General features: G+C 35.9%; 25 protein-coding genes, 1 tRNA gene and 1 other RNA gene. 12 read left to right on the top strand and 15 right to left on the bottom strand.

Translation table 11 applies throughout. The annotated features are described in order from the left end of the window. Positions 1–2 precede the first annotated feature (2 nt). From ACQ33O_RS12865 to hisIE, 8 genes are read left to right on the top strand one after another with little or no spacing between them, the layout of a single operon-like run. Positions 3–362: a four helix bundle protein gene (locus tag ACQ33O_RS12865; RefSeq protein ID WP_430995995.1), complete on the top strand. Its 360-nt coding sequence runs from the start codon at positions 3–5 to the stop codon at positions 360–362. Positions 363–380: 18 nt separating this feature from the next. Further along, positions 381–1,436, top strand: coding sequence for a histidinol-phosphate transaminase (hisC, locus tag ACQ33O_RS12860; protein WP_430995994.1), 1,056 nt, complete (start codon positions 381–383; stop codon positions 1,434–1,436). Next, positions 1,433–2,575: a bifunctional histidinol-phosphatase/imidazoleglycerol-phosphate dehydratase HisB gene (gene hisB, locus ACQ33O_RS12855; RefSeq protein ID WP_430995993.1), complete on the top strand. Its 1,143-nt coding sequence runs from the start codon at positions 1,433–1,435 to the stop codon at positions 2,573–2,575. The genes hisC and hisB overlap by 4 nt, the downstream gene beginning before the upstream one ends. Next, entirely contained in the window at positions 2,575–3,162 is a 588-nt protein-coding gene (gene hisH, locus ACQ33O_RS12850; RefSeq protein WP_229760742.1) for an imidazole glycerol phosphate synthase subunit HisH, read from the top strand. Before hisB ends, hisH begins: the two co-directional genes overlap by 1 nt. Next, positions 3,162–3,878, top strand: coding sequence for a 1-(5-phosphoribosyl)-5-[(5-phosphoribosylamino)methylideneamino]imidazole-4-carboxamide isomerase (gene hisA / locus ACQ33O_RS12845; protein ID WP_430995992.1), 717 nt, complete (start codon positions 3,162–3,164; stop codon positions 3,876–3,878). Before hisH ends, hisA begins: the two co-directional genes overlap by 1 nt. Position 3,879: 1 nt before the next feature. Further along, positions 3,880–4,638 carry an imidazole glycerol phosphate synthase subunit HisF gene (gene hisF / locus ACQ33O_RS12840; RefSeq protein WP_430995991.1) on the top strand — a complete coding sequence of 253 codons (759 nt, stop codon included), beginning with the start codon at positions 3,880–3,882 and terminating at the stop codon, positions 4,636–4,638. Then, the gene (locus ACQ33O_RS12835; RefSeq protein ID WP_430995990.1) at positions 4,635–4,814 is read left to right on the top strand and encodes a hypothetical protein; all 180 of its coding nucleotides are present in this window, start codon (positions 4,635–4,637) and stop codon (positions 4,812–4,814) included. The genes hisF and ACQ33O_RS12835 overlap by 4 nt, the downstream gene beginning before the upstream one ends. Beyond that, positions 4,804–5,400, top strand: coding sequence for a bifunctional phosphoribosyl-AMP cyclohydrolase/phosphoribosyl-ATP diphosphatase HisIE (gene hisIE, locus ACQ33O_RS12830; protein WP_430995989.1), 597 nt, complete (start codon positions 4,804–4,806; stop codon positions 5,398–5,400). Before ACQ33O_RS12835 ends, hisIE begins: the two co-directional genes overlap by 11 nt. Positions 5,401–5,415: 15 nt before the next feature. Here the strand turns inward: hisIE and arsB are convergent, their stop codons facing one another. From arsB to ACQ33O_RS12810, 4 genes are read right to left on the bottom strand one after another with little or no spacing between them, the layout of a single operon-like run. Further along, positions 5,416–6,489 (bottom strand): ACR3 family arsenite efflux transporter, encoded by a 1,074-nt coding sequence (arsB, locus tag ACQ33O_RS12825; protein WP_430995988.1) that lies wholly within the window; start codon positions 6,487–6,489, stop codon positions 5,416–5,418. 5 nt (positions 6,490–6,494) lie between these two features. Then, positions 6,495–7,106, bottom strand: a complete 612-nt coding sequence (locus ACQ33O_RS12820) for a hypothetical protein (RefSeq protein ID WP_430995987.1) — start codon at positions 7,104–7,106, stop codon at positions 6,495–6,497. Between the two features lie 11 nt (positions 7,107–7,117). Continuing rightward, positions 7,118–7,588 (bottom strand): DUF6428 family protein, encoded by a 471-nt coding sequence (locus ACQ33O_RS12815; protein ID WP_430995986.1) that lies wholly within the window; start codon positions 7,586–7,588, stop codon positions 7,118–7,120. Between the two features lie 17 nt (positions 7,589–7,605). After that, positions 7,606–7,938: an ArsR/SmtB family transcription factor gene (locus ACQ33O_RS12810; protein ID WP_430995985.1), complete on the bottom strand. Its 333-nt coding sequence runs from the start codon at positions 7,936–7,938 to the stop codon at positions 7,606–7,608. A 106-nt stretch (positions 7,939–8,044) separates the two neighbouring features. On the opposite strand from ACQ33O_RS12810, the gene rnpB reads away from it, so the two are divergent. Continuing rightward, positions 8,045–8,407: RNase P RNA component class A (gene rnpB, locus ACQ33O_RS12805), an RNA gene on the top strand. Between the two features lie 56 nt (positions 8,408–8,463). On the opposite strand, the gene ACQ33O_RS12800 is transcribed toward rnpB, so the two are convergent. The 5 genes from ACQ33O_RS12800 to ACQ33O_RS12780 form a co-directional block, all read right to left on the bottom strand. Beyond that, on the bottom strand, positions 8,464–9,426 hold the full coding sequence (locus ACQ33O_RS12800) for a cytochrome c (RefSeq protein WP_430995984.1): 963 nt from the start codon (positions 9,424–9,426) through the stop codon (positions 8,464–8,466). Positions 9,427–9,524: 98 nt separating this feature from the next. Further along, positions 9,525–9,986 carry an NUDIX domain-containing protein gene (locus ACQ33O_RS12795; protein WP_430995983.1) on the bottom strand — a complete coding sequence of 154 codons (462 nt, stop codon included), beginning with the start codon at positions 9,984–9,986 and terminating at the stop codon, positions 9,525–9,527. A gap of 1 nt (position 9,987) precedes the next feature. Next, on the bottom strand, positions 9,988–10,923 hold the full coding sequence (locus tag ACQ33O_RS12790) for a magnesium transporter CorA family protein (RefSeq protein ID WP_430995982.1): 936 nt from the start codon (positions 10,921–10,923) through the stop codon (positions 9,988–9,990). A gap of 126 nt (positions 10,924–11,049) precedes the next feature. After that, entirely contained in the window at positions 11,050–11,832 is a 783-nt protein-coding gene (gene dapF / locus ACQ33O_RS12785) for a diaminopimelate epimerase (RefSeq protein ID WP_430995981.1), read from the bottom strand. Between the two features lies 1 nt (position 11,833). After that, positions 11,834–12,715, bottom strand: coding sequence for a nucleoside phosphorylase (locus tag ACQ33O_RS12780; protein ID WP_430995980.1), 882 nt, complete (start codon positions 12,713–12,715; stop codon positions 11,834–11,836). Between the two features lie 72 nt (positions 12,716–12,787). Here ACQ33O_RS12780 and ACQ33O_RS12775 point away from each other — a divergent pair. Then, positions 12,788–12,858: transfer RNA gene (locus ACQ33O_RS12775), tRNA-Cys, on the top strand. Between the two features lie 81 nt (positions 12,859–12,939). On the opposite strand, the gene ACQ33O_RS12770 is transcribed toward ACQ33O_RS12775, so the two are convergent. The 3 genes from ACQ33O_RS12770 to ACQ33O_RS12760 are packed head-to-tail and all read right to left on the bottom strand — an operon-like array spanning position 12,940 to position 14,332. Next, a complete protein-coding gene (locus ACQ33O_RS12770) occupies positions 12,940–13,551 on the bottom strand; it encodes a hypothetical protein (RefSeq protein ID WP_430995979.1) in 612 nt (203 codons plus the stop codon). Between the two features lie 28 nt (positions 13,552–13,579). Further along, the gene (locus ACQ33O_RS12765; RefSeq protein WP_430995978.1) at positions 13,580–13,945 is read right to left on the bottom strand and encodes a hypothetical protein; all 366 of its coding nucleotides are present in this window, start codon (positions 13,943–13,945) and stop codon (positions 13,580–13,582) included. Between the two features lie 51 nt (positions 13,946–13,996). Further along, on the bottom strand, positions 13,997–14,332 hold the full coding sequence (locus ACQ33O_RS12760) for a GNAT family N-acetyltransferase (protein WP_430995977.1): 336 nt from the start codon (positions 14,330–14,332) through the stop codon (positions 13,997–13,999). 280 nt (positions 14,333–14,612) lie between these two features. Here ACQ33O_RS12760 and ACQ33O_RS12755 point away from each other — a divergent pair, with 280 nt between their 5' ends. Continuing rightward, entirely contained in the window at positions 14,613–15,890 is a 1,278-nt protein-coding gene (locus ACQ33O_RS12755) for a DEAD/DEAH box helicase (protein ID WP_430995976.1), read from the top strand. 128 nt (positions 15,891–16,018) lie between these two features. Then, entirely contained in the window at positions 16,019–16,441 is a 423-nt protein-coding gene (locus ACQ33O_RS12750; protein ID WP_430995975.1) for a hypothetical protein, read from the top strand. Positions 16,442–16,495: 54 nt separating this feature from the next. Here the strand turns inward: ACQ33O_RS12750 and ACQ33O_RS12745 are convergent, their stop codons facing one another. The 3 genes from ACQ33O_RS12745 to ACQ33O_RS12735 form a co-directional block, all read right to left on the bottom strand. Next, on the bottom strand, positions 16,496–18,145 hold the full coding sequence (locus tag ACQ33O_RS12745) for a glutamine--tRNA ligase/YqeY domain fusion protein (protein WP_430995974.1): 1,650 nt from the start codon (positions 18,143–18,145) through the stop codon (positions 16,496–16,498). 50 nt (positions 18,146–18,195) lie between these two features. Further along, positions 18,196–18,609 (bottom strand): DUF1003 domain-containing protein, encoded by a 414-nt coding sequence (locus ACQ33O_RS12740; protein WP_430995973.1) that lies wholly within the window; start codon positions 18,607–18,609, stop codon positions 18,196–18,198. A 73-nt stretch (positions 18,610–18,682) separates the two neighbouring features. Beyond that, positions 18,683–19,750: a fatty acid desaturase family protein gene (locus ACQ33O_RS12735; RefSeq protein ID WP_430995972.1), complete on the bottom strand. Its 1,068-nt coding sequence runs from the start codon at positions 19,748–19,750 to the stop codon at positions 18,683–18,685. Positions 19,751–19,791: the final 41 nt, after the last annotated feature.

The following is a 19,791-nucleotide window of genomic DNA, read 5'->3' as shown; positions in this document are numbered from 1 at the left end:
TAATGACAACACAAAAGTTTCAGGAATTAATTGTTTGGCAAAAAGCACATCAGTTTGTGCTAGGAGTTTACAAATACATAAAGACATTTCCGAAGGAAGAAGTATATGCTTTATCATCTCAATTTAAAAGAGCCGCTGTTTCTATTCCGGCTAATATAGCAGAAGGCTATAAAAAAAGAGGGAAGGCTGATAAAGCGAGGTTTATGAATATTGCTCAGGGTTCTTTAGAAGAATGTCAATACTATTTAATTTTATCATATGATCTAGGATATGGAGAGAATGAAGATTTAAGACTGTTGTTAAATGAAGTTGGTAAAATGCTGGAGTCTTACAATCAAAAAATTCTAAATTCTATATTCTAAATTCAATTTTTTATAATTATGTTCAACTTAGATAAACTAGTACGGGAAAATATAAAAAGCTTAAAACCTTATTCATCTGCAAGACATGAATTTACGGGAAAAGCTTCTGTGTTCTTAGATGCCAATGAAAATGCTTATGGTTCTCCATTAGAAAGAGAAAGCTACAATCGATATCCGGACCCATTGCAATGGCAAGTAAAATTTGCTTTGACAAAAATTAAAGGAGTTCCTGCAGAAAATATTTTTATTGGTACAGGAAGTGATGAAGTGATCGATCTGGCATATCGTATTTTTTGTAATCCTGGCGGGGTTGATAATGCGATCATTTGTCCGCCTACTTATGGTATGTATGAAGTAAGTGCAAACATCAATGATGTGGCTATAAAAAAAGTAAACCTTACGCCGGATTTTCAATTAGATGTTGAAGGAATATTAAATGCCGTTGATGATAACACTAAGCTTTTATTCATCTGTTCTCCGAATAACCCTACTGGTAATAATATGAACAGGGAAGATGTAGAAATTTTACTGAATAATTTTCCGGGAATAGTGATCATTGATGAGGCTTATATCAATTATTCGAAACAAAAAACATTTATTCAGGAATTAACCGAATACCCCAATTTGATCGTGATGCAAACATTGTCGAAAGCATGGGGATTGGCAGCATTGCGTTTGGGGCTGGCTTATGCTTCAATGGATATCATTGATCTGTTGAACAAAACAAAGCCTCCGTATAATGTAAACGATGCTTCACAACAATTAGCATTACTAGCACTGCAAAATACAGACCAGGTAAATAACTGGATCAAAGAAGTAGTTATAGAAAAAGATAAATTGGTAAAGGAATTGAGTACTTTGTCTTTCGTAGAGAAGATATTTCCTAGTGATGCCAATTTTATTTTAATAAAAGTAAATGATGCAGATAAAATATATACTTATTTAACCGATAATGAAATTGTAGTGCGTAACAGAACAAAAGAAGTTTTGTGTGAAAATTGTTTACGTATCACAGTTGGTACGCCTGCTGAAAATATTTTATTAATACAAACACTTAAAAATTATAAAGGGTGAAAAAAGTCTTATTCATAGATAGAGATGGTACTTTGATCAACGAAGCTCCACCAACTTATCAGTTAGATTCTTTCGAGAAATTAGCATTCTATCCTGATATGTTTTATTATATGCGTAAAATAGCTACTGAGTTAGATTACGAATTGGTAATGATCACCAACCAGGATGGACTCGGGACTGCTTCATTTCCTGAAGATACTTTTTGGCCCGTGCATAATTTTGTGATGAACAGTTTATCTAATGAAGGGATTGGTTTTTCTGAAGTAATTATCGATAGAACTTTTGCAAAAGATAATGCGCCAACACGTAAGCCAAATATAGGGTTGGTTACAAAATACATCAACAATCCTGAATATGATCTTGCCAATTCATTTGTAATTGGTGATAGAATTACTGATGTGCAATTGGCTAAAAACCTTGGTTGCAAAGCATTTTGGTTGAATGGAGATGATACATTAGGCGCTGCAGAAGTAAAAGATTCAATCGCAGAATTAAGAAACAGTACAGTTGCGCTGGAAACAAAACAATGGGCAGCTATCTACGAATATTTAAAATTACCTCCACGAATTGTTAAGCATGAGCGTAATACCAACGAAACAAAAATTTCCATTGAAGTGAATTTAGATGGAACTGGAAAGGCTTCTGTTAATACAGGTTTAGCTTTCTTCGATCACATGTTGGACCAGATAGCTCGTCATGGTAATATTGATCTGAATGTTACATGTAAAGGTGACCTTCACATCGATGAACATCACAGCATTGAAGATACCGGTATTGCATTAGGTGAGGCTATCGCAAAAGCGTTGGGAGATAAAAGAGGGATTGAGCGTTACGGTTTCTTATTGCCGATGGATGATTGCCTTGCTCAGGTTGCTATTGATTTTGGCGGAAGAAATTGGATCGTTTGGGATGCTGAATTTAAAAGAGAAAAGATCGGAGAGATGCCGACAGAAATGTTCTTTCACTTTTTTAAATCGTTCAGCGATGCATCAAAAAGCAATTTGAATATTAAAGCTGAAGGCGAAAATGAACATCATAAAATAGAAGCTATTTTTAAAGGCTTTGCAAAAGCAATAAAGATGGCTGTGAAAAGAGATATCAATAACAACGCTTTGCCATCAACAAAAGGAATTTTATAATGCAGGTAGCAATAGTAAAATATAATGCCGGTAATGTTCAAAGTGTTCAATATGCTTTGGATAGATTGGGTGTGGAATCAATTGTTACAAATGATGAAGCTTTGTTGCAAAGCGCTGATAAGGTCATCTTCCCCGGAGTTGGTCATGCAGAAGCGGCAATGCAATCTTTGCAGGATAATAGCCTCGATACAATTATAAAAGGATTGACGCAGCCCGTATTAGGTATCTGTGTTGGTTTTCAGCTGATGTGCAATCATACAGAAGAAGGCGACACAAAAGGATTAGGTATTTTTGATACAGAAGTAAAGCTATTCAAGTCGGATATAGAAAAAGTGCCACAAATAGGATGGAATAATATTTACGATTATAAATCTGTTCTTTTTAATGGGTTGGCGGAAAATGCTTTTGTGTATTATGTGCATAGTTATTATGCAGCATTGTGCAATGCTACAGTAGCAACAACAGACTATATTATTCCTTACAGCGGGGCATTACAAAAAGATAATTTTTATGCAGTACAGTTTCATCCTGAAAAATCGGGAACTGTTGGAGAAACAATTTTGAAAAACTTTATAAATATCAAATAATGGAGATCATTCCTGCAATAGATATCATAGATGGAAAATGTGTTCGCCTTACAAAAGGTGATTATGCACAGAAAAAGATCTACAACGAAAATCCTGCAGAAGTAGCAAGAGAATTTGAAGCAGCAGGCATTAAACGCTTGCATGTTGTTGACTTAGATGGAGCTAAAGCAGGGAAGATCATTAACCTCAAAGTATTAGAATCAATTGCTGAAGCTACAGATTTGATCATTGATTTTGGTGGGGGTGTAAAAACGATTTCTGATGTATCGGATATTTTAAATGCAGGTGGAGATATAGTAACTATCGGAAGCTTGGCGGTGAAGCAACCACAGGTAATTGAAGAATGGTTGATGGAGTTTGGAGCTGATAAATTTTTGATCGGCGCAGATGTGTTAGATGAAAAAATAAAAATCGGCGGATGGTTAGAAGATAGCGGCTTAAATATTTATGATTTCATAGGGAAACTATTGAGCCTGGGTGCAACACATATCTTTTGCACCGACATTTCTAAAGATGGTGTAATGGAGGGCCCCTCTATCGATTTGTATAAAAAAATAATGGAACAACATCCTGAAATTAATCTAATAGCAAGTGGTGGTGTAAGTAATTTCGATGATGTATTACGATTAAAAGAGATCGGTTGTGGTGGTGCTATCATTGGAAAAGCGATTTATGAAGGAAAAATTACTTTGAAACAATTAGCGGCAATCAATTAACATGTTAACCAAGAGAATTATACCTTGCCTGGATATTAAAGAAGGAAGAACTGTAAAAGGCGTAAACTTCGTTGATATACGTGATGCAGGAGACCCGGTGGAGTTGGCTTTGTTATACTCACAGCAAGGAGCAGACGAATTAGTATTTTTAGATATTACCGCAACGGTAGAAAAAAGAAAAACATTAGTAGAACTGGTAAAAAAAGTAGCAGCTGCAATTAATATTCCTTTTACTGTTGGTGGGGGTATCAGTACTGTAGAAGATGTATCAGTTTTATTAAAGAATGGAGCAGATAAAGTTTCAATTAATACATCAGCTTATAAAAATCCGCAGATACTTTCTGATATGAGTAAGGAGTTTGGTAGCCAATGTATTGTTTTAGCAATTGATACAAAGAAGGAAGAAGATGGAGAGTGGTATGTATATTTAAACGGTGGCAGAACCAAGACAGAAACCAGAACAATAGATTGGGCAAAACAAGCGGTTGATCTGGGAGCCGGAGAAATATTATTGACCTCTATGAATAATGATGGCACTAAAGCAGGCTTTGCATTAGACATAACATCTGCGCTGTCGGAATTATTGCCTGTTCCGATCATTGCATCGGGTGGTGCAGGAACAATGGAACATTTTAAAGATGTGTTTGAAGGGGGAAAAGCTGATGCGGCATTAGCAGCAAGTATTTTTCATTATAAAGAAATTGGAATTCCTGAATTGAAAAGTTATTTGTCTCAACAAAAGGTTAATATAAGATTATGATCTTATACATATTTCTAGGATGTTTGTCACTAATGTTGTTTGCGTATATGCGTAACAGGCAAGCGAATAGAAATGATGAAAGAAGAGAACGGTTGCAGCAAAAGCAAGATGAGCTGATTGAAATGCTACAAAATAAAAAAGATTCAACTGTAAATAATACCAACGATGAAAATTGATTATTCTAAATATGCTGACGGACTAGTTCCTGCAATTGTGCAAGACGATACTACAGGTAAAGTTTTAATGCTTGGCTTCATGAATGAAGCCGCTGTAGCAAAAACGCAAGAATTGAAGCAAGTTACTTTTTTTAGTCGCAGTAAAAATCGCTTATGGACAAAAGGTGAGGAGAGTGGCAATTTCTTATTGTTGAAAAATATAACAACAGATTGTGATAACGATACATTACTGATCAAAGCTACGCCTGTTGGGCCTGTGTGTCACACAGGTGCTGATACTTGCTGGGGTGAAACGAATACTTCTAATGATTTTTTATTTCAATTAGAAAAAATAATTGAAGACAGAAAGAATAACCCTTCTGACGCATCATACACGACATCTTTATTCAATAAAGGAATTAATAAGATAGCTCAAAAGGTTGGCGAAGAAGCTGTGGAGATCGTTATTGAAGCGAAGGACGATAACAAAGAATTATTCCTAGGCGAAGCTGCTGATCTGATGTTCCATTATTTAATATTACTGCAAGCCAAAGGCTTTCAGTTAAAAGATGTGATCGATGTATTGAAGAGTAGGCATAAAAAGTAATTAAAAAATCTTCTGTTATTGCGGCCGATTTTTTGAATAGTATTTTCTGCGTAGCCAAAAAGCAACATTCACCAGCGCAATCAATGCCGGTACTTCTACCAGTGGGCCAATTACCCCGGCAAAAGCTTGGCCACTATTGATTCCGAATACACCAATAGCAACAGCGATGGCCAATTCAAAATTATTGCCGGCAGCAGTAAATGCTATTGACGCATTGGTTGAATAATCTGCTCCCATCTTTTTACCAATAAAGAAACTTACTACAAACATAATTGCAAAATAGATCACCAAGGGTAGAGCAATTCGTAACACATCAAAAGGTATCTGTACAATTAATTCCCCCTTTAAGCTAAACATGATCAGAATAGTAAACAATAATGCAATCAATGTAATAGGAGAGATCAGAGGGATGAATTTTGTTTGATACCATTCTTCTCCTTTCAATTTTATTAAAATATATCTGGTTATGAAACCGGCCACGAAAGGAATGCCCAAATAGATAGCAACACTTTGTGCAATCTGCCCGATCGTTATATTTACTTCAGCACCTTTAATGCCAAATATTGGAGGAAGCACAGTTACAAAAACATATGCGTATACGCTGTACAACAATACCTGAAAGATACTATTCAATGCAACTAAACCTGCAGCGTATTCACGACTGCCTTCTGCTAATTCATTCCATACAATAACCATAGCGATACAGCGGGCAAGCCCTATAAGAATCAGTCCCACCATATATTCCGGGTATCCATGAAGAAAAATAATAGCCAGGAAGAACATCAATATCGGACCAATTACCCAATTCAGCAATAAAGATGCACCGAGTACTTTTATATTTTTAAATACTTCCTTTAACTTATCGTATCTCACTTTTGCAAAAGGTGGATACATCATTAATATCAATCCTATTGCTAAAGGAATATTAGTTGTACCAGTAGAAAATGAATTGATAAAATTGGCTGATGATGGAAATAAATATCCTACAGCTACACCCAATAGCATTGCTAAAAATATCCACAGAGTGAGATATCTATCTATAAAACCTAATTGATTTCTTTTTGCAGGAGCACAATTGTCGCCACTCATAATAATTATTTGATCAAAGAAAAAATGTATAAAGACTCTACTGCAATTTGATTGCTTCTTTCAAGATATTTTTCATCTTGTAAGGGAGTGCCATCGAATTTTTTCGGATCCTCATAAGTCGTTCCTATTCTTAAGTCGCAGCCGGTAATAAATGGACAATTTTCATCCGCATCAGAACAGGTCATTACCGCAACAAAATTATTTGCCGGATTTTCTTTATCGTTATATGTTTTTGAAAAACAAGTAACAAAATTATCTTCTCCAAATTGCACTTTGTAGATCGGATTATTGCTTTCTGTGGTTTTACTTACAATGAATTTTGTTCTTACCAATGCATTGATTGCATTCGGGTTGAATGCTGTAGCTTCCGTTCCTCCTGAAAAAGTGTAGACATTTTTTATGCCATAAAAATCGGCTGCAACAGCAGCCCAGACTTGGCCAAAATGACTTCTACGGGAATTGTGTGTACACACATATACCAATTGAACAGCTTCGTTCTTATCAAGCTTAGTTTGTATGTGTGCAGCTATTTTTTGCAATATTAATTTTCGCTCTTCTGATATCTCATCAAATTGATTGATGAGTTTGTTGCAATGTTCTTCGATCTCTTTATACATATTTTATTTTATTAGCAGCAACCACCGCCAGGTGTGCAGCAAGCCGCTTCGTTTTTTAATTCAGCTAAGTTTATTTTTTGTTTTCCTTGAGGAATACCGCAATGGTCGTTCGCAAGACAAGCCGTATTGGTATTGGTTAGTACAAAATTAGTACCATTAAAGTCCAATCCATATTTACCGATCGTATCAGCCTGGTATTCTACTTCTATTTCAAGATCTTCAATGCCTAATTTCTTTTCAGATAAAGCGATGATGTTTAACAATTTTTGTGGTTTCAAGCGATGGTCATAATCATTAGCATCCATCAATTGAAAATTTACTTTATCTTCTTTACGAATGGTACCGCCACAATCAATAAAGTGTTTAGTAAGAATGCCTATCTCTGTGACATGAAAATGTTCCGGCACGAAACTTCCATTTGGAAGACTAAAATTTACTGATGTAGCAGTGGCCAGATGATTTTTAATTTCAGATAGTTTCATTTTTTATATATTTTAATTTAACAACAATTGCTTTTTTGTTTTTGAATTTTCGTGAAAATGTCGCCTAAATATTTTTGAAATTTCACAAAGGTTTTTTCGTCGATGCAATAACAGATTGCATTGCCTTCAATATTACCTTTTATCAAACCGGCATTTTTTAATTCTTTGAGATGTTGCGATACTGTTGGTTGTGCAAGGGGCAAAACATTTACTATATCTCCACAAATACAGGTATTTACAGTCAACAAATAATCAATGATGGCTACCCTTGCAGGATGGCCCAAAGCTTTCATGATATTGGCTATTTCATTTTGTTTTTCTGAAAAAAAATCTGTCTTCGTTGCTCCCATATCTTTAATTGTATATTGCAATATTACGATAAAGATTTAAAACGACAAATATTTTCTTAATTATCCTTAAAACAACCATAAAATAAATTAAAACTACCTTTGCATTACTATCAGCCGGGTTATCGTCCCGCCTAAGGCGGGAAGGAAAGTCCGGACAGCAAAGGGCAACATACCGGTTAATGGCCGGCCCCCAACTTGTTGGGGGAGAAAGTGCCACAGAAAATTACCGTCTCGCCTTAGGCGAGATAAGGGTGAAAATGTGAGGTAAGAGCTCACAGTCATTATGGGTAACCATAGTAACGGGTAAACCTTATGTGCTGTAATGCCACGTATATCAGCGTTTGAGGGCGGCTCGTCCGAGTTGAAGGGTAGGCAGCAAGATTGCAACAGTAATGTTGCAGCCAGATAAATGATAACCACCCCTAACTTGTTGGGGGAACAGAATCCGGCTTACAGGCTGATGGTTTTTTAATAAAAATGTCACACCTAACGATGTGACATTTTTATTTGATCCAGATCCGACCGTTATTTTTTTACTTCTAGTATTTTTTCAATTTTTCTTTCAACAGGGGTAACGGTTTTTAAATACTTGTAAATGGCTTTTAACTCCATATCGGTCATTCTGCCGAAAGGCCCCCATGGCATTGGTGATTGCGGAATTAATTTTCCTTTTCTAAAACGACTAATGAACATTTCTTCGGTCCAATCAACTATATGGCCTGTTTTTTTATCAGGCGAAATATTGGGCGTATGAAAAATATATTTTTTATCTACAGGAGATTCAATTTCAAATCCACCGGCGTAATCGGGTCCTACAAACGCACCTGTTTTCAAGTCTCTCTCTGTATGACAGCCTCTGCAGTTTGCTACACTTGTTGCAAGGTATCTTCCATATTCAATAGAAGAGTCAGGCGTAACGGATTTTGGAACATCACCTGTAGGTCCTGTTGGTTTAATTACCAGTGCTTTTAATATCTTACCTAAAAGACTAAAACTATGTTTGGGAACATCGTTGCTAACAGGTTTGGTTGTACGCAAATAAGATATAATAGCTGTTAGGTCATCATCACTGGTATTATGGAATGGCATAAAATCGAAAATGGCTCTTCCGTCATACCCAACTCCGTTACGCAACGAACGGGCAATTTGTTCATCAGTTAGTTTACCGATACCAGTTTTATCAGGTGTAATATTAGGTACATGGATATCACCCGGCGGTATTTGAAAAACATATCCGCCTGAAAGGGGAACTTCTACTCCGGCATTAACTTGAGCTTCGGAGCCTACAGCACCATGGCAATCGGCACAATGTGCAGGACCATATACTAGGTATTTCCCACGAGCTATGACAGCACTGTCTTTTACAGCATGTATAGACGGATATGGAGCATCGAATTGTATATTTTGCCTAAGCATTACCGTTATGGTTAGTCCGATAATGATAAACAACAAAATAATGCCTATCCATTTGAGGATCTTTTTGAACATAAGACAAGGTTTTGGTTTAATTATCCTACAAGGAAACAACTTTTTTTTAATTCTAATAATTTTTTGGCAAGAATTTTATAACAATCGAGGTAGGTCTATCAACTGTACTTTTCTTTAATAAGCTTAGCAACGATCTTATCAATAGGGAGAGATACCGTTTCTTCAGAAAAGGTATTAAAATCTACAAAGCGAAATGTTTCAGTTTGTTGTATTTCGCTATATACTTTTAATTGCAGCTCATCAAAATCGAATGGGGTAGTGCGTAACGGAACTGAGATTGGTTCTAATGCCTTTGCAAAATAATAAATGGAGATTATTTGCTGAGCGGTATTAAATGCACTTATTTGAAAAAAATCGGTTGTGTAAATGTGATCGCCGATCTCTACTTTCAAATTCATTTCTTCCATGAACTCTCTTTGCAGACAATCTCTTGTTCCCTCGCCAAATTCCAATCCGCCACCAGGGAATTTTGTAAAATAGTTTCCACGTATATATTCATCGCTAACCAGCACTTGTTTCAATTCATTTATCAAAATGCCGTAAACTCTAAGAGTGATCATTTTATTTTCTTCTTTTTAAATAATTTAATACCACAAATATCAAAATGATAAATGAAATGCTTACCGGTATCCAAAATGTAAGGTGATTGTCTTTATATGGAATAGGTGTATTCATGCCATAAATGCTGGCAATCAATACAGGGATACTTAAAAATATAGTGAGTGTTGTTAATCTTTTTAAAACTTCGTTTTGGTTATTGCTGATGATGCTTGCAAATGCATCTAAAGTGCTGCTCAGAATATTAGTGTAAGTGTTGGCCATTTCCAATGCCTGACTGGTTTCTACGATCAGATCATCCAAAATATCTTTCTCTTCTTCATTCAACTGCATTACATTGGTTCGGGCCAGTTTCATCATTAGCAATTCATTGCTACGTAATGCGGTAATAAAATATACCAGGCTTTTTTGTATCCTCATTAATTGAAGCAATTCTTCATTTCTGTTAGCATCGTACAGTTTTTGTTCAAGTGTGTTTCTTCTAAGATTAATTTCCTTCAAGTAATCCTGAAAATTGGTAGTGATCTTTTCAAATATTTTCAAGACCATCATATTCTTTTTATCAGGATGTCTGTTTTGAAAAGTATTCAGGAATTTTTTAATGGCTTCGTTCTCGAATGAATTTACCGTTACAATTTGATTGTGCGTAAGTATGATACAAATAGGGATCGTAATATAGTAGGCGTCGCTGTCGTTGAAAGAGTTGTTTTCAGTAGGCGTTTTTATAACGATCAATTTTACATTGTCGTCAATTTCATAACGACTTCTTTCATCTATATCCAGTGAGTCTTTCAAAAAATCTAAAGGTATATCCAGCGACTCACTCAGTTCAGTAAATTCTTCCTGTTTTAACGGAGGTAAAACATTTACCCAAGTACCCGTTTCGGGTTTATCAATCTCAATCGTTTTGCTATCTAAGTTTTTGAAGTATTGTATCATTTGTATATACGATTTGGCATGTACGATTTACGATTTCTTTTGCATGTTATCTTACTCAATAATAGACATACTCTAACAATTTGAACAAAATCGTAAATCCAAAATCTCAAATCGTAAATGCAGCAATTATATGTCAATTTCTCCGCTATACACAAACTCTGCCGGTCCGCAAAGCCAGATGTTTTTAAAATGTGTATCATCTATTTTATCAAACTCAACAGATAAATTTCCTCCGGGAGTTTTTACTTTTACTTCATTGAAACCATTTTCATTGTGTGCACTTACCAATGCAGCCGCTGTTACGCCGGTACCGCAACTAAGTGTTTCGTTTTCTACACCTCTTTCGTAAGTACGTACATAAATGGTTCCGTCGTCTATTGTTTCTACAAAATTCACATTAATGCCCTTTTCCGCATATTCTTTGCTATAACGAATTTCTTTACCTTCTGTAAATACATCTTTTGTTTTTACATTACTGCTGAATTTTACATAATGCGGTGAACCGGTATTTAAAACGGCATGGTGTCCGTATTCTTCAACTTCATCTACATCTTTCATTTTTAAGCTAACGGTACCATCCATGTCAATTTCTGCTTCATGTTCTCCGTCAATAGCTATAAAATGATACTCAGATTTATTGATACCCTGATGGTAAGCAAATTTCACCAGACATCTGCCTCCATTACCACACATGCTGCTTTCATTACCATCAGCATTGTAATATATCATTTCAAAATCATAGCCTTCTTTTTTACTTAATAACATTAGCCCATCTGCACCAATGCCAAATTTTCTGTCGCATAAAAAGTTGATCTGTTCAGTTGATAGATCAGTAATTTGATTTGACATATTATTCAGGATTACAAAATCGTTTCCGGTTCCCTGATATTTAAAGAATTGAATTTTCATTTTATATACTTGAATCTGCAATAATACCTAATGAATGTTTGATCAGACTTTCTACTGCGGCAGCACCATCTTTTGAAAACTCTTTAGCAATGCGGTTAGCAACAATTACATTTAAGCTAACGCAATGATGTCCCATTATCTTTCCTAAACCGTAAATGGCTGAAGATTCCATTTCGAAATTTGCAATATGATGATTGCCAAATTCAAAAGTTGTCAACTTGTCTATCAGTCCGGGATATGCCAACCCCATTCTTAAAACCCTTCCTTGCGGTCCGTAAAAACCCGGGCAAGTAACTGTAATTCCCTGATGATATTTATCAGTAAAATTTTTCAACAACTTACCGCTTGCCATAGAAATGTAAGGAGCAACGGGGCCGGTTGCCAATTGTGTATGTGTATTGAACGCATGCAATAATTGTCTTTCTTCTTCATTGTTTTCCATTCGGTAGTAGTGCAGTACATTATCTAATCCAAGCCCATGTGTACCTGCCACAAAAGTATCAACCGATACATGTCTTTGTAAAGAACCGCAAGTGCCAAAGCGGATAATGTTTAGGGCAGTATGCTTTTCTTTAATGGTTCTTGTTTCAAAATCGATATTGGCCAAAGCATCGGCTTCATTCAGGGCAATATCAATATTATCCGGCCCAATACCCGTACTCATACAACTGATGCGTTTCTTACCAATATATCCCGTATGGGTAATAAACTCTCTGTGTTGGTTCTTATATTCTATTTTATCGAAATGTTTGCTCACTTCTTTCACTCTATCGGGATCACCAACGGTAATAATAGTTTCTGCCAGTTCTTCGGGGCGTACATCTAAATGATAAATAGCACCTCTTTTATTGATAATCAGTTCAGAATCTGCAATTCGGTTCATACAGCATTTTTTACGTTAAGAATTTAATTATGCATAAAAATACCTTATTTTTGCAACTCTAAAAAACAAAATGGTCCTGTGGCCGAGTGGCTAGGCAGAGCTCTGCAAAAGCTTCCACAGCGGTTCGAATCCGCTCGGGACCTCAAAACCCTCTTTTTTAAGAGGGTTTTGATTTTATTAGTCCCGTAAAAGATCAAAATGAGTTTAGGAAGATTTCCGGTAGCTTACTGTTTGGATATTTTATCTGCCACCAGTTTTTTGTAATCGGGTAATGGAGTAAATACACAAATGGTTCTTATAATTTGTTCATCAAAGATGAATTGAATTCCTTCTTTATAGTAAATGTATTCGCCATCATAATCACCACACTTAAGAGAAATATAATCGCTGTTCATTTTCTCTGCACATTCCAACACGCCGGTAAATAAGCCAACCCTATTTTTTTGTGTGATTTTCTTTTCTTCGGGTATTATCCATGGTTCGTAAGAAGTAATAATGAAATAGATCAATTGCCCGTTTTTGAAATAAAGTTTATATACAGGCAAGTTTTCTGGAGCCTCACCCATGTAGGCGGCACAACTATCAAAGCCTATAATGAATTGAGGAAGGCTATCGGTTGAAATTTTTCTGGCAGCATATTCAGTAAATATGCTAAGTTCTTCCTGATATGTTCTCCATGTAATATTTCCTTTTAAAATATTGTATGTTTGAGCAGGGCTCATGCCAAGTTTAAGTTCACCTACACTTTCGCCTGGTTTTATTAATACTATGTTTTTTTGAGCATACGAAAACAATGCAATAAAGGTCAAAATAAATGATGCAGTTATTTTTTTCATGATGGATGTCTTTAAATAAAGATAACAATTAAGCAGGAGGATGAATAATATCGTTACTGTTGTCAATGATGCCTTGTATTACTTCTTGCAGAAAAAGCGCTTCGTATTTTGTGTACGCATCTTCTTCACCGAACATGGTAGGCCTGTAGAATTGAAACTCTATGAATTCTTTACAAGCTTGTTCATTTTCTTGAAGCAGGTAAGCATAATCAATGATGTCGGGTATCAATCTATTTGTAAAATCATGTTCAAATTTTAAAACACCATTGAGTTGTAAGATCCTTGCATGTAAAAAATTAAGTGTATCCATTCGTACATTATCCAACTCTCCATTATCCAGTTTTTTTGAAGCTTCTGTAAGTGTCTGCATCATTGCCGGAAATAATGCTTCCATAGTTGAGGTTTATTATTACAATGTTAAGTAAGTTTTTATTTTTAATATTCGCTAGCTTCTCAAAACATCTTTATATGCCTCATGTCTTTTTTTAAAGAATGCATTGGCGAAAGGGCATAAAGGAATAATAGTGTAATGTTTTTCTCTTGCATATTCGGCAGTGGCATGCGCTAACTGAGCTCCAATGTTTTTACCTTTTAATATATCATCTACTTCTGTGTGCTCAATGATCAGCAAGTTAGCGTCTGAAAGTGAATAAACCATTTCAGCCACTTGTTTACCTTCCTGTTCTATGTAAAAAGAGCCTTTATGGCCTTCTTCTTTATGTTGTATATCCATGGGTTTTGTTTTGTTGAAGATAGAAAAATATTTTTTTGATGCCGCCATGAAAAACCAAATCTTGTATTAAAGTTAAACCACGAAGGTGCAAAGACACGAATAAATACAAAGTCTTAGTGCCCCTTTGTAATTTTGTGTCTTTCTGGTTCAATAAACACTTAAATATCCCATTAAATAATAAAAGCCTACCTTTGTGTTCCACTCTCAATAAGAGCTCATTCAAAGAGCAATAATTACGGCAGGTTGTAAGCCGATGTGGAATAAATAATTTTCCCGCTGTTTTAGAAAGTACAACGTCTCCTCAGCTTCAAAGTCATAAAAATATATAATGACATTCAATCAATTAGATCTAATAGATCCGATCCTCAAAGCCGTAACGGAAGAAGGATACACAACACCCACACCTATACAACAACAATCTATTCCGATAGTATTGCAACAAAAAGACTTGTTGGGCTGTGCTCAAACCGGAACAGGAAAAACTGCAGCATTTGCTATTCCTATCTTACAACTTTTATCGAAAGAAAAAGAAACCGGCATAAGAAAAATAAAAGCATTGATACTTACACCTACCCGTGAGTTAGCGATACAGATAGACGAAAGTTTAGCAGCTTATGGCAGATACACCGGATTAAAACATACTGTGATCTTTGGTGGTGTATCGCAAATGCATCAAGTAAACGCATTGAAGGCAGGTGTAGATATTTTGGTAGCAACACCCGGCAGATTGCTGGACCTGATCAATCAAGGTTTTATTGGCTTGCAACACATCAAAATATTTGTGTTAGATGAAGCAGATAGGATGTTGGATATGGGTTTCATACATGATGTAAAAAGAGTGATCATCAAATTGCCTGCAAAGAGACAAACACTTTTCTTCTCTGCAACTATGCCACCTGAAATTCAAACACTGGCAAATGTATTGTTGACGAATCCAAGTAAGGTAGAGGTTACACCTGTGTCTTCAACAGTTGATATCATTCAGCAGAATTTATTTTATGTAGATAAAACGAACAAACCTTTGTTGTTGTTGTATCTTTTAAAAAATCCTGCTATTGAAACCGTATTGGTTTTTTCACGTACCAAACATGGAGCAGATAAAATTGTAAAATTCTTACACAGAGAACATATTACTGCTGCAGCCATTCATGGTAACAAATCGCAGAATGCCCGTCAGCATGCATTGAATCAATTTAAAGATGGTAAGTTAAGAGTATTGGTGGCAACAGATATTGCTGCAAGAGGAATTGATATTGATGAACTAGGACATGTAATTAATTACGAATTACCTGAAGTGCCTGAAACTTATGTACACAGAATTGGTCGTACAGGTAGAGCAGGGGCAAGTGGTATTGCTATGTCTTTCTGCGATGCGGATGAAAGAGACTTACTGAAGGATATTCAAAAATTAATTGGCAAAACCATTCCTGTTAGTGATGCTCATCCGTACCCGGCTCAAGTTACTGTTTCTACACCGCTTCCCGGCAACAGTGGCCCTAAACGTGGGAGAGGTTTTGGTGCTAAGAAACCTTCTAAAAGAAGTTTTCATAATGCTGAAAGAGCTAGCAGACCGAGTTATGGCGGCAGAACAAGACCGAAAGGATAATTTGATAATTTGAAGATTTGATAATTTGAGAATGATGTAGATTTCAAGTAATCTTGCATCTTCAAATTTCCAAATCTTCAAATTTCCAAATTGAAACAGTGCTCAATAATTAAATATTTTAACCTCATATGATCCCTAAAATTTTGCATTGGCTTGGATTAGTAGCTTGTATTACTTTGATTGTATCATGTTTTTTGCCTTGGGCATACTATGCTGATATTGATAAAACTTTTACGGGTTTATTCAGTTTCGAAAACAGGTATGGAAGACCCGGTAAGTTATTGATCTTGCTTACATCAATAATATTTGTTTTTATGTTGTTGCCGAAAGTATGGGCACGTAGGGCCAATTTATTTTTATGTGCTTTGTGTGTGGGCTATGCGCTTAAAACATATGTGTTATTTACAGCTTGTTATATGGCTTATTGCCCTGAGAAGAAAATTGGGATTTACTTAATGGTGGTGTCTGTATTTCTAATGCTTGCTGCTGCTGTGTTTCCTGATTTGAAATTGAGGGAAAATAGAGACACGGATCAGGTTGATATGAGCTGATTGTAGCGTATAAAAATCCGTATTGATCCTTATAAATTTGCTTGATTAGTGTTTCTATTTTTTCACAAATGCATCTTTCAAAGTAACAGTTCTGTTGAACACTAATTTATCTGCAGTAGTATCTTTATCTAAACAAAAATATCCTTTGCGTAAGAATTGATAACGTGTACCAATAGCTGCAGTCTTCAAAGAAGGCTCAATGTATGCGTTTGGTATTACCTGTAAAGAATTGGGATTGATATAATCTTTAAAATCACCTTCTTCAGACGATGGGTTTTCTACATTGAATAAACGGTCGTACAATCTTATTTCTGCCTGAGCCGCATGTTGTGCACTTACCCAATGGATGGTGCCTTTTACAGATAGTCCGCTGGTATCGCTACCGCTTTTACTTTCAGGGAAATAAGTGCATTTGATCTCGGTTACTTTTCCGTTGGCATCTTTCACAAAATCATCGCAACGCAAAATATAAGCACTCTTTAAACGAACCATTGCACCCGGTGCAAAGCGGAACCATTTTTTTGCAGGTACTTCCATGAAGTCCTCCTGTTCTATCCAAAGTTCTTTGCTGAACGGAACGGTTCTGGTGCCATAAGCTTCATCGGGCCCATTTTCACTGATCAGTTCTTCTGTTTGTCCGTCGGGATAATTGGTGATGATTAGCTTTAATGGATCCAATACAGCCATAGCTCTCAAAGCAGACTTATTCAAATCTTCTCTTACACAAAACTCCAGTAAACTGAAGTCAATCATGTTCTCTCTTTTAGCTACGCCGATCTTCTCACAAAAATTACGAAGGCTTTCAGGTGTAAAGCCTCTACGACGCATAGCGCTGATAGTAGGCATACGAGGGTCGTCCCAGGCACTTACATGTCCTTCTTCTACCAATTGCAATAATCTGCGTTTGCTCATTACCGTATAGGTCATGTTCAAACGGGCAAATTCATATTGTTTAGTAGGAAAAATTTCCAATTTTTCTATTAACCAATCGTATAATTCTCTGTGCGGAATAAATTCTAATGTGCAAATGCTATGTGTGATATTTTCAATGCTATCACTTTGCCCGTGAGCAAAATCGTACATCGGATAAATGCACCATGCATCTCCTGTACGGTGATGGTGTGCATGTTTGATGCGATATAGCAGCGGATCTCTCATGTGCATATTCGTTGCAGCCATATCGATCTTTGCTCTCAATACTTTTTCGCCGTCTTTATATTTTCCGGCTTTCATCTCTTCAAACAATGAAATATTTTCTTCAATACTTCTGCTTCTATACGGACTATCTTTTCCGGGCTCGGTAGGTGTACCTTTTAGGGCGGCAATTTCTTCTGCGGAAGAATCATCTACATAAGCCAATCCTTTTTTAATAAGTTGTAGAGCAAAATCATACAACTGATCAAAATAATCACTTGCATAATATTCGTTGGCCCAATTGAAGCCGAGCCATTTCACATCTTCTTTTATGCTATCAACGTATTCTGTATCTTCTTTTACGGGATTGGTATCGTCAAAACGTAGGTTTGTTTGACCGCCATATTTTAATCCTAATCCAAAATTGAGACAAATGCTTTTCGCATGTCCTATATGTAAATATCCATTGGGTTCCGGTGGAAAGCGGGTAAGAATGTTTTTGTATTTGCCATTCTTTAGATCTTCTTCTATAATTTCTTCAATAAAGTTTAAACTTTTTTCTTCGCTCATCTTAGTTTTCTGGTTATGGGACAAATTTACGGTAAGATATTATATTATGATTATGCTTTCGATTGTTTCATTTGCTCAATCATTTGAATTATTTTATCCAATTTTTCTGTTTCCAATTTATTTAACTGAATTTGTAACGCTTCAATTTCTTTCTTGGCATCAATATTTGTCTGATAATCATCCTGCGCCTGTATTCTGTCCCTAGCACTTTGTCTGTTTTGGCTCATCATGATAATAGGAGCTGCATAAGCCGCTTGAGTAGAAAAAATAAGGTTCAGTAAAATAAAAGGATATGCATCCCAATGTCTGACAAAACCGATCACGTTCAAAGTCATCCAAATTAATACGACTATTGTTTGCCAGATGATGAATTTCCAGGATCCCATGCCCGTAGCAACTAGATCGGCTATTTTATCACCTGCGCTTAAAGTTTCTACGTGTTTATCGTGCCATGTACTAGTCATTGTATTTTTTATTTAAAAGTAACAAAAAAGGCTTTTGTGTATTACAAAAGCCTTTTTCAAGTTTATGTTTTTATTAGTCAGCCTGACCCAATCTTTTTAAATAATGTACATGTGATACAATGGCATGTCTCATTTTTGGATACTCAATGTATTTTAGTCCGTATTCTTCGCAGGTTTGTTTTACCAGCTTGCTGATAGCAGGGTAGTGTACATGAGAAATTTTTGGAAATAAATGATGTTCTACTTGAAAATTCAAACCGCCAACCAGCCATGAAATCAATTTATTTCTTGTAGCAAAATTTGCAGTTGTTTCTATTTGATGAATGGCCCAATCGTTTTCAATTTTATTCTCATCTGTAGGTAAAGGAAAATGAGTATGCTCAACTGTATGTGCCAACTGGAAAACAATACTGATCAAAAGACCTGTAACCATTGTAGCAATTAAAAATCCAACTAACCAATACAGCCAACCAACCTGAATGATGGGGATTACTACGAAGAATGCAATGTAGCCGATCTTAGCTGCCCAAAAAGCGATGTGTTCTCTTTTTTTAAGTGGACGTAAAGGAACGGTGCCAATTTTTTTCTTAAAATATTTCTGATAGTCAGTTAAGAATATCCAAAGAATGTGAAGTAAAGAATATAGCACCCAAAAATACAAATGCTGGAATTTATGTGCTTTGTATCTTTTTTGTGTTTCACATAAACGTAACCAAGGTCTTGCTTCAATATCATCATCAATACCATCAATATTTGTATAGGTATGATGGATCACATTATGTTTTGAAGCCCACATAATACTGCTGGCGCCTAAAAAATTCACAGATAAGGCGGCAATTCTATTTACAAATTTATGTTTGCTGAAACTTCCATGGCCGCCATCATGCATCACATTGAAACCGATAGCTGCAGTAAAACAACCTACTAAAACGCATTCAAAAACGGCCCACCATACAGGCGGCGTGAAAAATACTAAATGAAAATATAACGCTATATAACTTAAGCAAAAGAAGAGTGCCTTAAAATGTAAACCAAAATTGCCTGTGGCTGCTTTTTTTCTATCTATAAAATATTGGTTAACCCTTTTCTTAAGGTCCTGATGGAAGTGGGTTTTATTATGGATAAACTTTGGTGTTGACATGCCTTTAAATTAGGGCTGCAAGGTACATTAATTTTATGGGT

Origin of the sequence: Ferruginibacter sp. SUN002 (assembly GCF_050611725.1) — a bacterium.
Lineage (GTDB): Bacteria > Bacteroidota > Bacteroidia > Chitinophagales > Chitinophagaceae > Ferruginibacter.
Note: the sequence above shows the minus strand (reverse complement) of the source record. Positions and strands in the feature narration are given on the sequence as shown.

Bases quoted from the DNA above. Each gene is read 5' to 3' on its own strand.
- ACQ33O_RS12865 (WP_430995995.1), top strand. From the start codon at position 3: ATGACAACACAAAAGTTTCAGGAATTAATTGTTTGGCAAAAAGCACAT.
- hisC (WP_430995994.1), top strand. From the start codon at position 381: ATGTTCAACTTAGATAAACTAGTACGGGAAAATATAAAAAGCTTAAAA.
- hisH (WP_229760742.1), top strand. From the start codon at position 2,575: ATGCAGGTAGCAATAGTAAAATATAATGCCGGTAATGTTCAAAGTGTT.
- hisA (WP_430995992.1), top strand. From the start codon at position 3,162: ATGGAGATCATTCCTGCAATAGATATCATAGATGGAAAATGTGTTCGC.
- hisF (WP_430995991.1), top strand. From the start codon at position 3,880: ATGTTAACCAAGAGAATTATACCTTGCCTGGATATTAAAGAAGGAAGA.
- ACQ33O_RS12835 (WP_430995990.1), top strand. From the start codon at position 4,635: ATGATCTTATACATATTTCTAGGATGTTTGTCACTAATGTTGTTTGCG.
- hisIE (WP_430995989.1), top strand. From the start codon at position 4,804: ATGAAAATTGATTATTCTAAATATGCTGACGGACTAGTTCCTGCAATT.
- arsB (WP_430995988.1), bottom strand. From the start codon at position 6,489: ATGAGTGGCGACAATTGTGCTCCTGCAAAAAGAAATCAATTAGGTTTT.
- ACQ33O_RS12820 (WP_430995987.1), bottom strand. From the start codon at position 7,106: ATGTATAAAGAGATCGAAGAACATTGCAACAAACTCATCAATCAATTT.
- ACQ33O_RS12815 (WP_430995986.1), bottom strand. From the start codon at position 7,588: ATGAAACTATCTGAAATTAAAAATCATCTGGCCACTGCTACATCAGTA.
- ACQ33O_RS12810 (WP_430995985.1), bottom strand. From the start codon at position 7,938: ATGGGAGCAACGAAGACAGATTTTTTTTCAGAAAAACAAAATGAAATA.
- ACQ33O_RS12800 (WP_430995984.1), bottom strand. From the start codon at position 9,426: ATGTTCAAAAAGATCCTCAAATGGATAGGCATTATTTTGTTGTTTATC.
- ACQ33O_RS12795 (WP_430995983.1), bottom strand. From the start codon at position 9,986: ATGATCACTCTTAGAGTTTACGGCATTTTGATAAATGAATTGAAACAA.
- ACQ33O_RS12790 (WP_430995982.1), bottom strand. From the start codon at position 10,923: ATGATACAATACTTCAAAAACTTAGATAGCAAAACGATTGAGATTGAT.
- dapF (WP_430995981.1), bottom strand. From the start codon at position 11,832: ATGAAAATTCAATTCTTTAAATATCAGGGAACCGGAAACGATTTTGTA.
- ACQ33O_RS12780 (WP_430995980.1), bottom strand. From the start codon at position 12,715: ATGAACCGAATTGCAGATTCTGAACTGATTATCAATAAAAGAGGTGCT.
- ACQ33O_RS12770 (WP_430995979.1), bottom strand. From the start codon at position 13,551: ATGAAAAAAATAACTGCATCATTTATTTTGACCTTTATTGCATTGTTT.
- ACQ33O_RS12765 (WP_430995978.1), bottom strand. From the start codon at position 13,945: ATGGAAGCATTATTTCCGGCAATGATGCAGACACTTACAGAAGCTTCA.
- ACQ33O_RS12760 (WP_430995977.1), bottom strand. From the start codon at position 14,332: ATGGCGGCATCAAAAAAATATTTTTCTATCTTCAACAAAACAAAACCC.
- ACQ33O_RS12755 (WP_430995976.1), top strand. From the start codon at position 14,613: ATGACATTCAATCAATTAGATCTAATAGATCCGATCCTCAAAGCCGTA.
- ACQ33O_RS12750 (WP_430995975.1), top strand. From the start codon at position 16,019: ATGATCCCTAAAATTTTGCATTGGCTTGGATTAGTAGCTTGTATTACT.
- ACQ33O_RS12745 (WP_430995974.1), bottom strand. From the start codon at position 18,145: ATGAGCGAAGAAAAAAGTTTAAACTTTATTGAAGAAATTATAGAAGAA.
- ACQ33O_RS12740 (WP_430995973.1), bottom strand. From the start codon at position 18,609: ATGACTAGTACATGGCACGATAAACACGTAGAAACTTTAAGCGCAGGT.
- ACQ33O_RS12735 (WP_430995972.1), bottom strand. From the start codon at position 19,750: ATGTCAACACCAAAGTTTATCCATAATAAAACCCACTTCCATCAGGAC.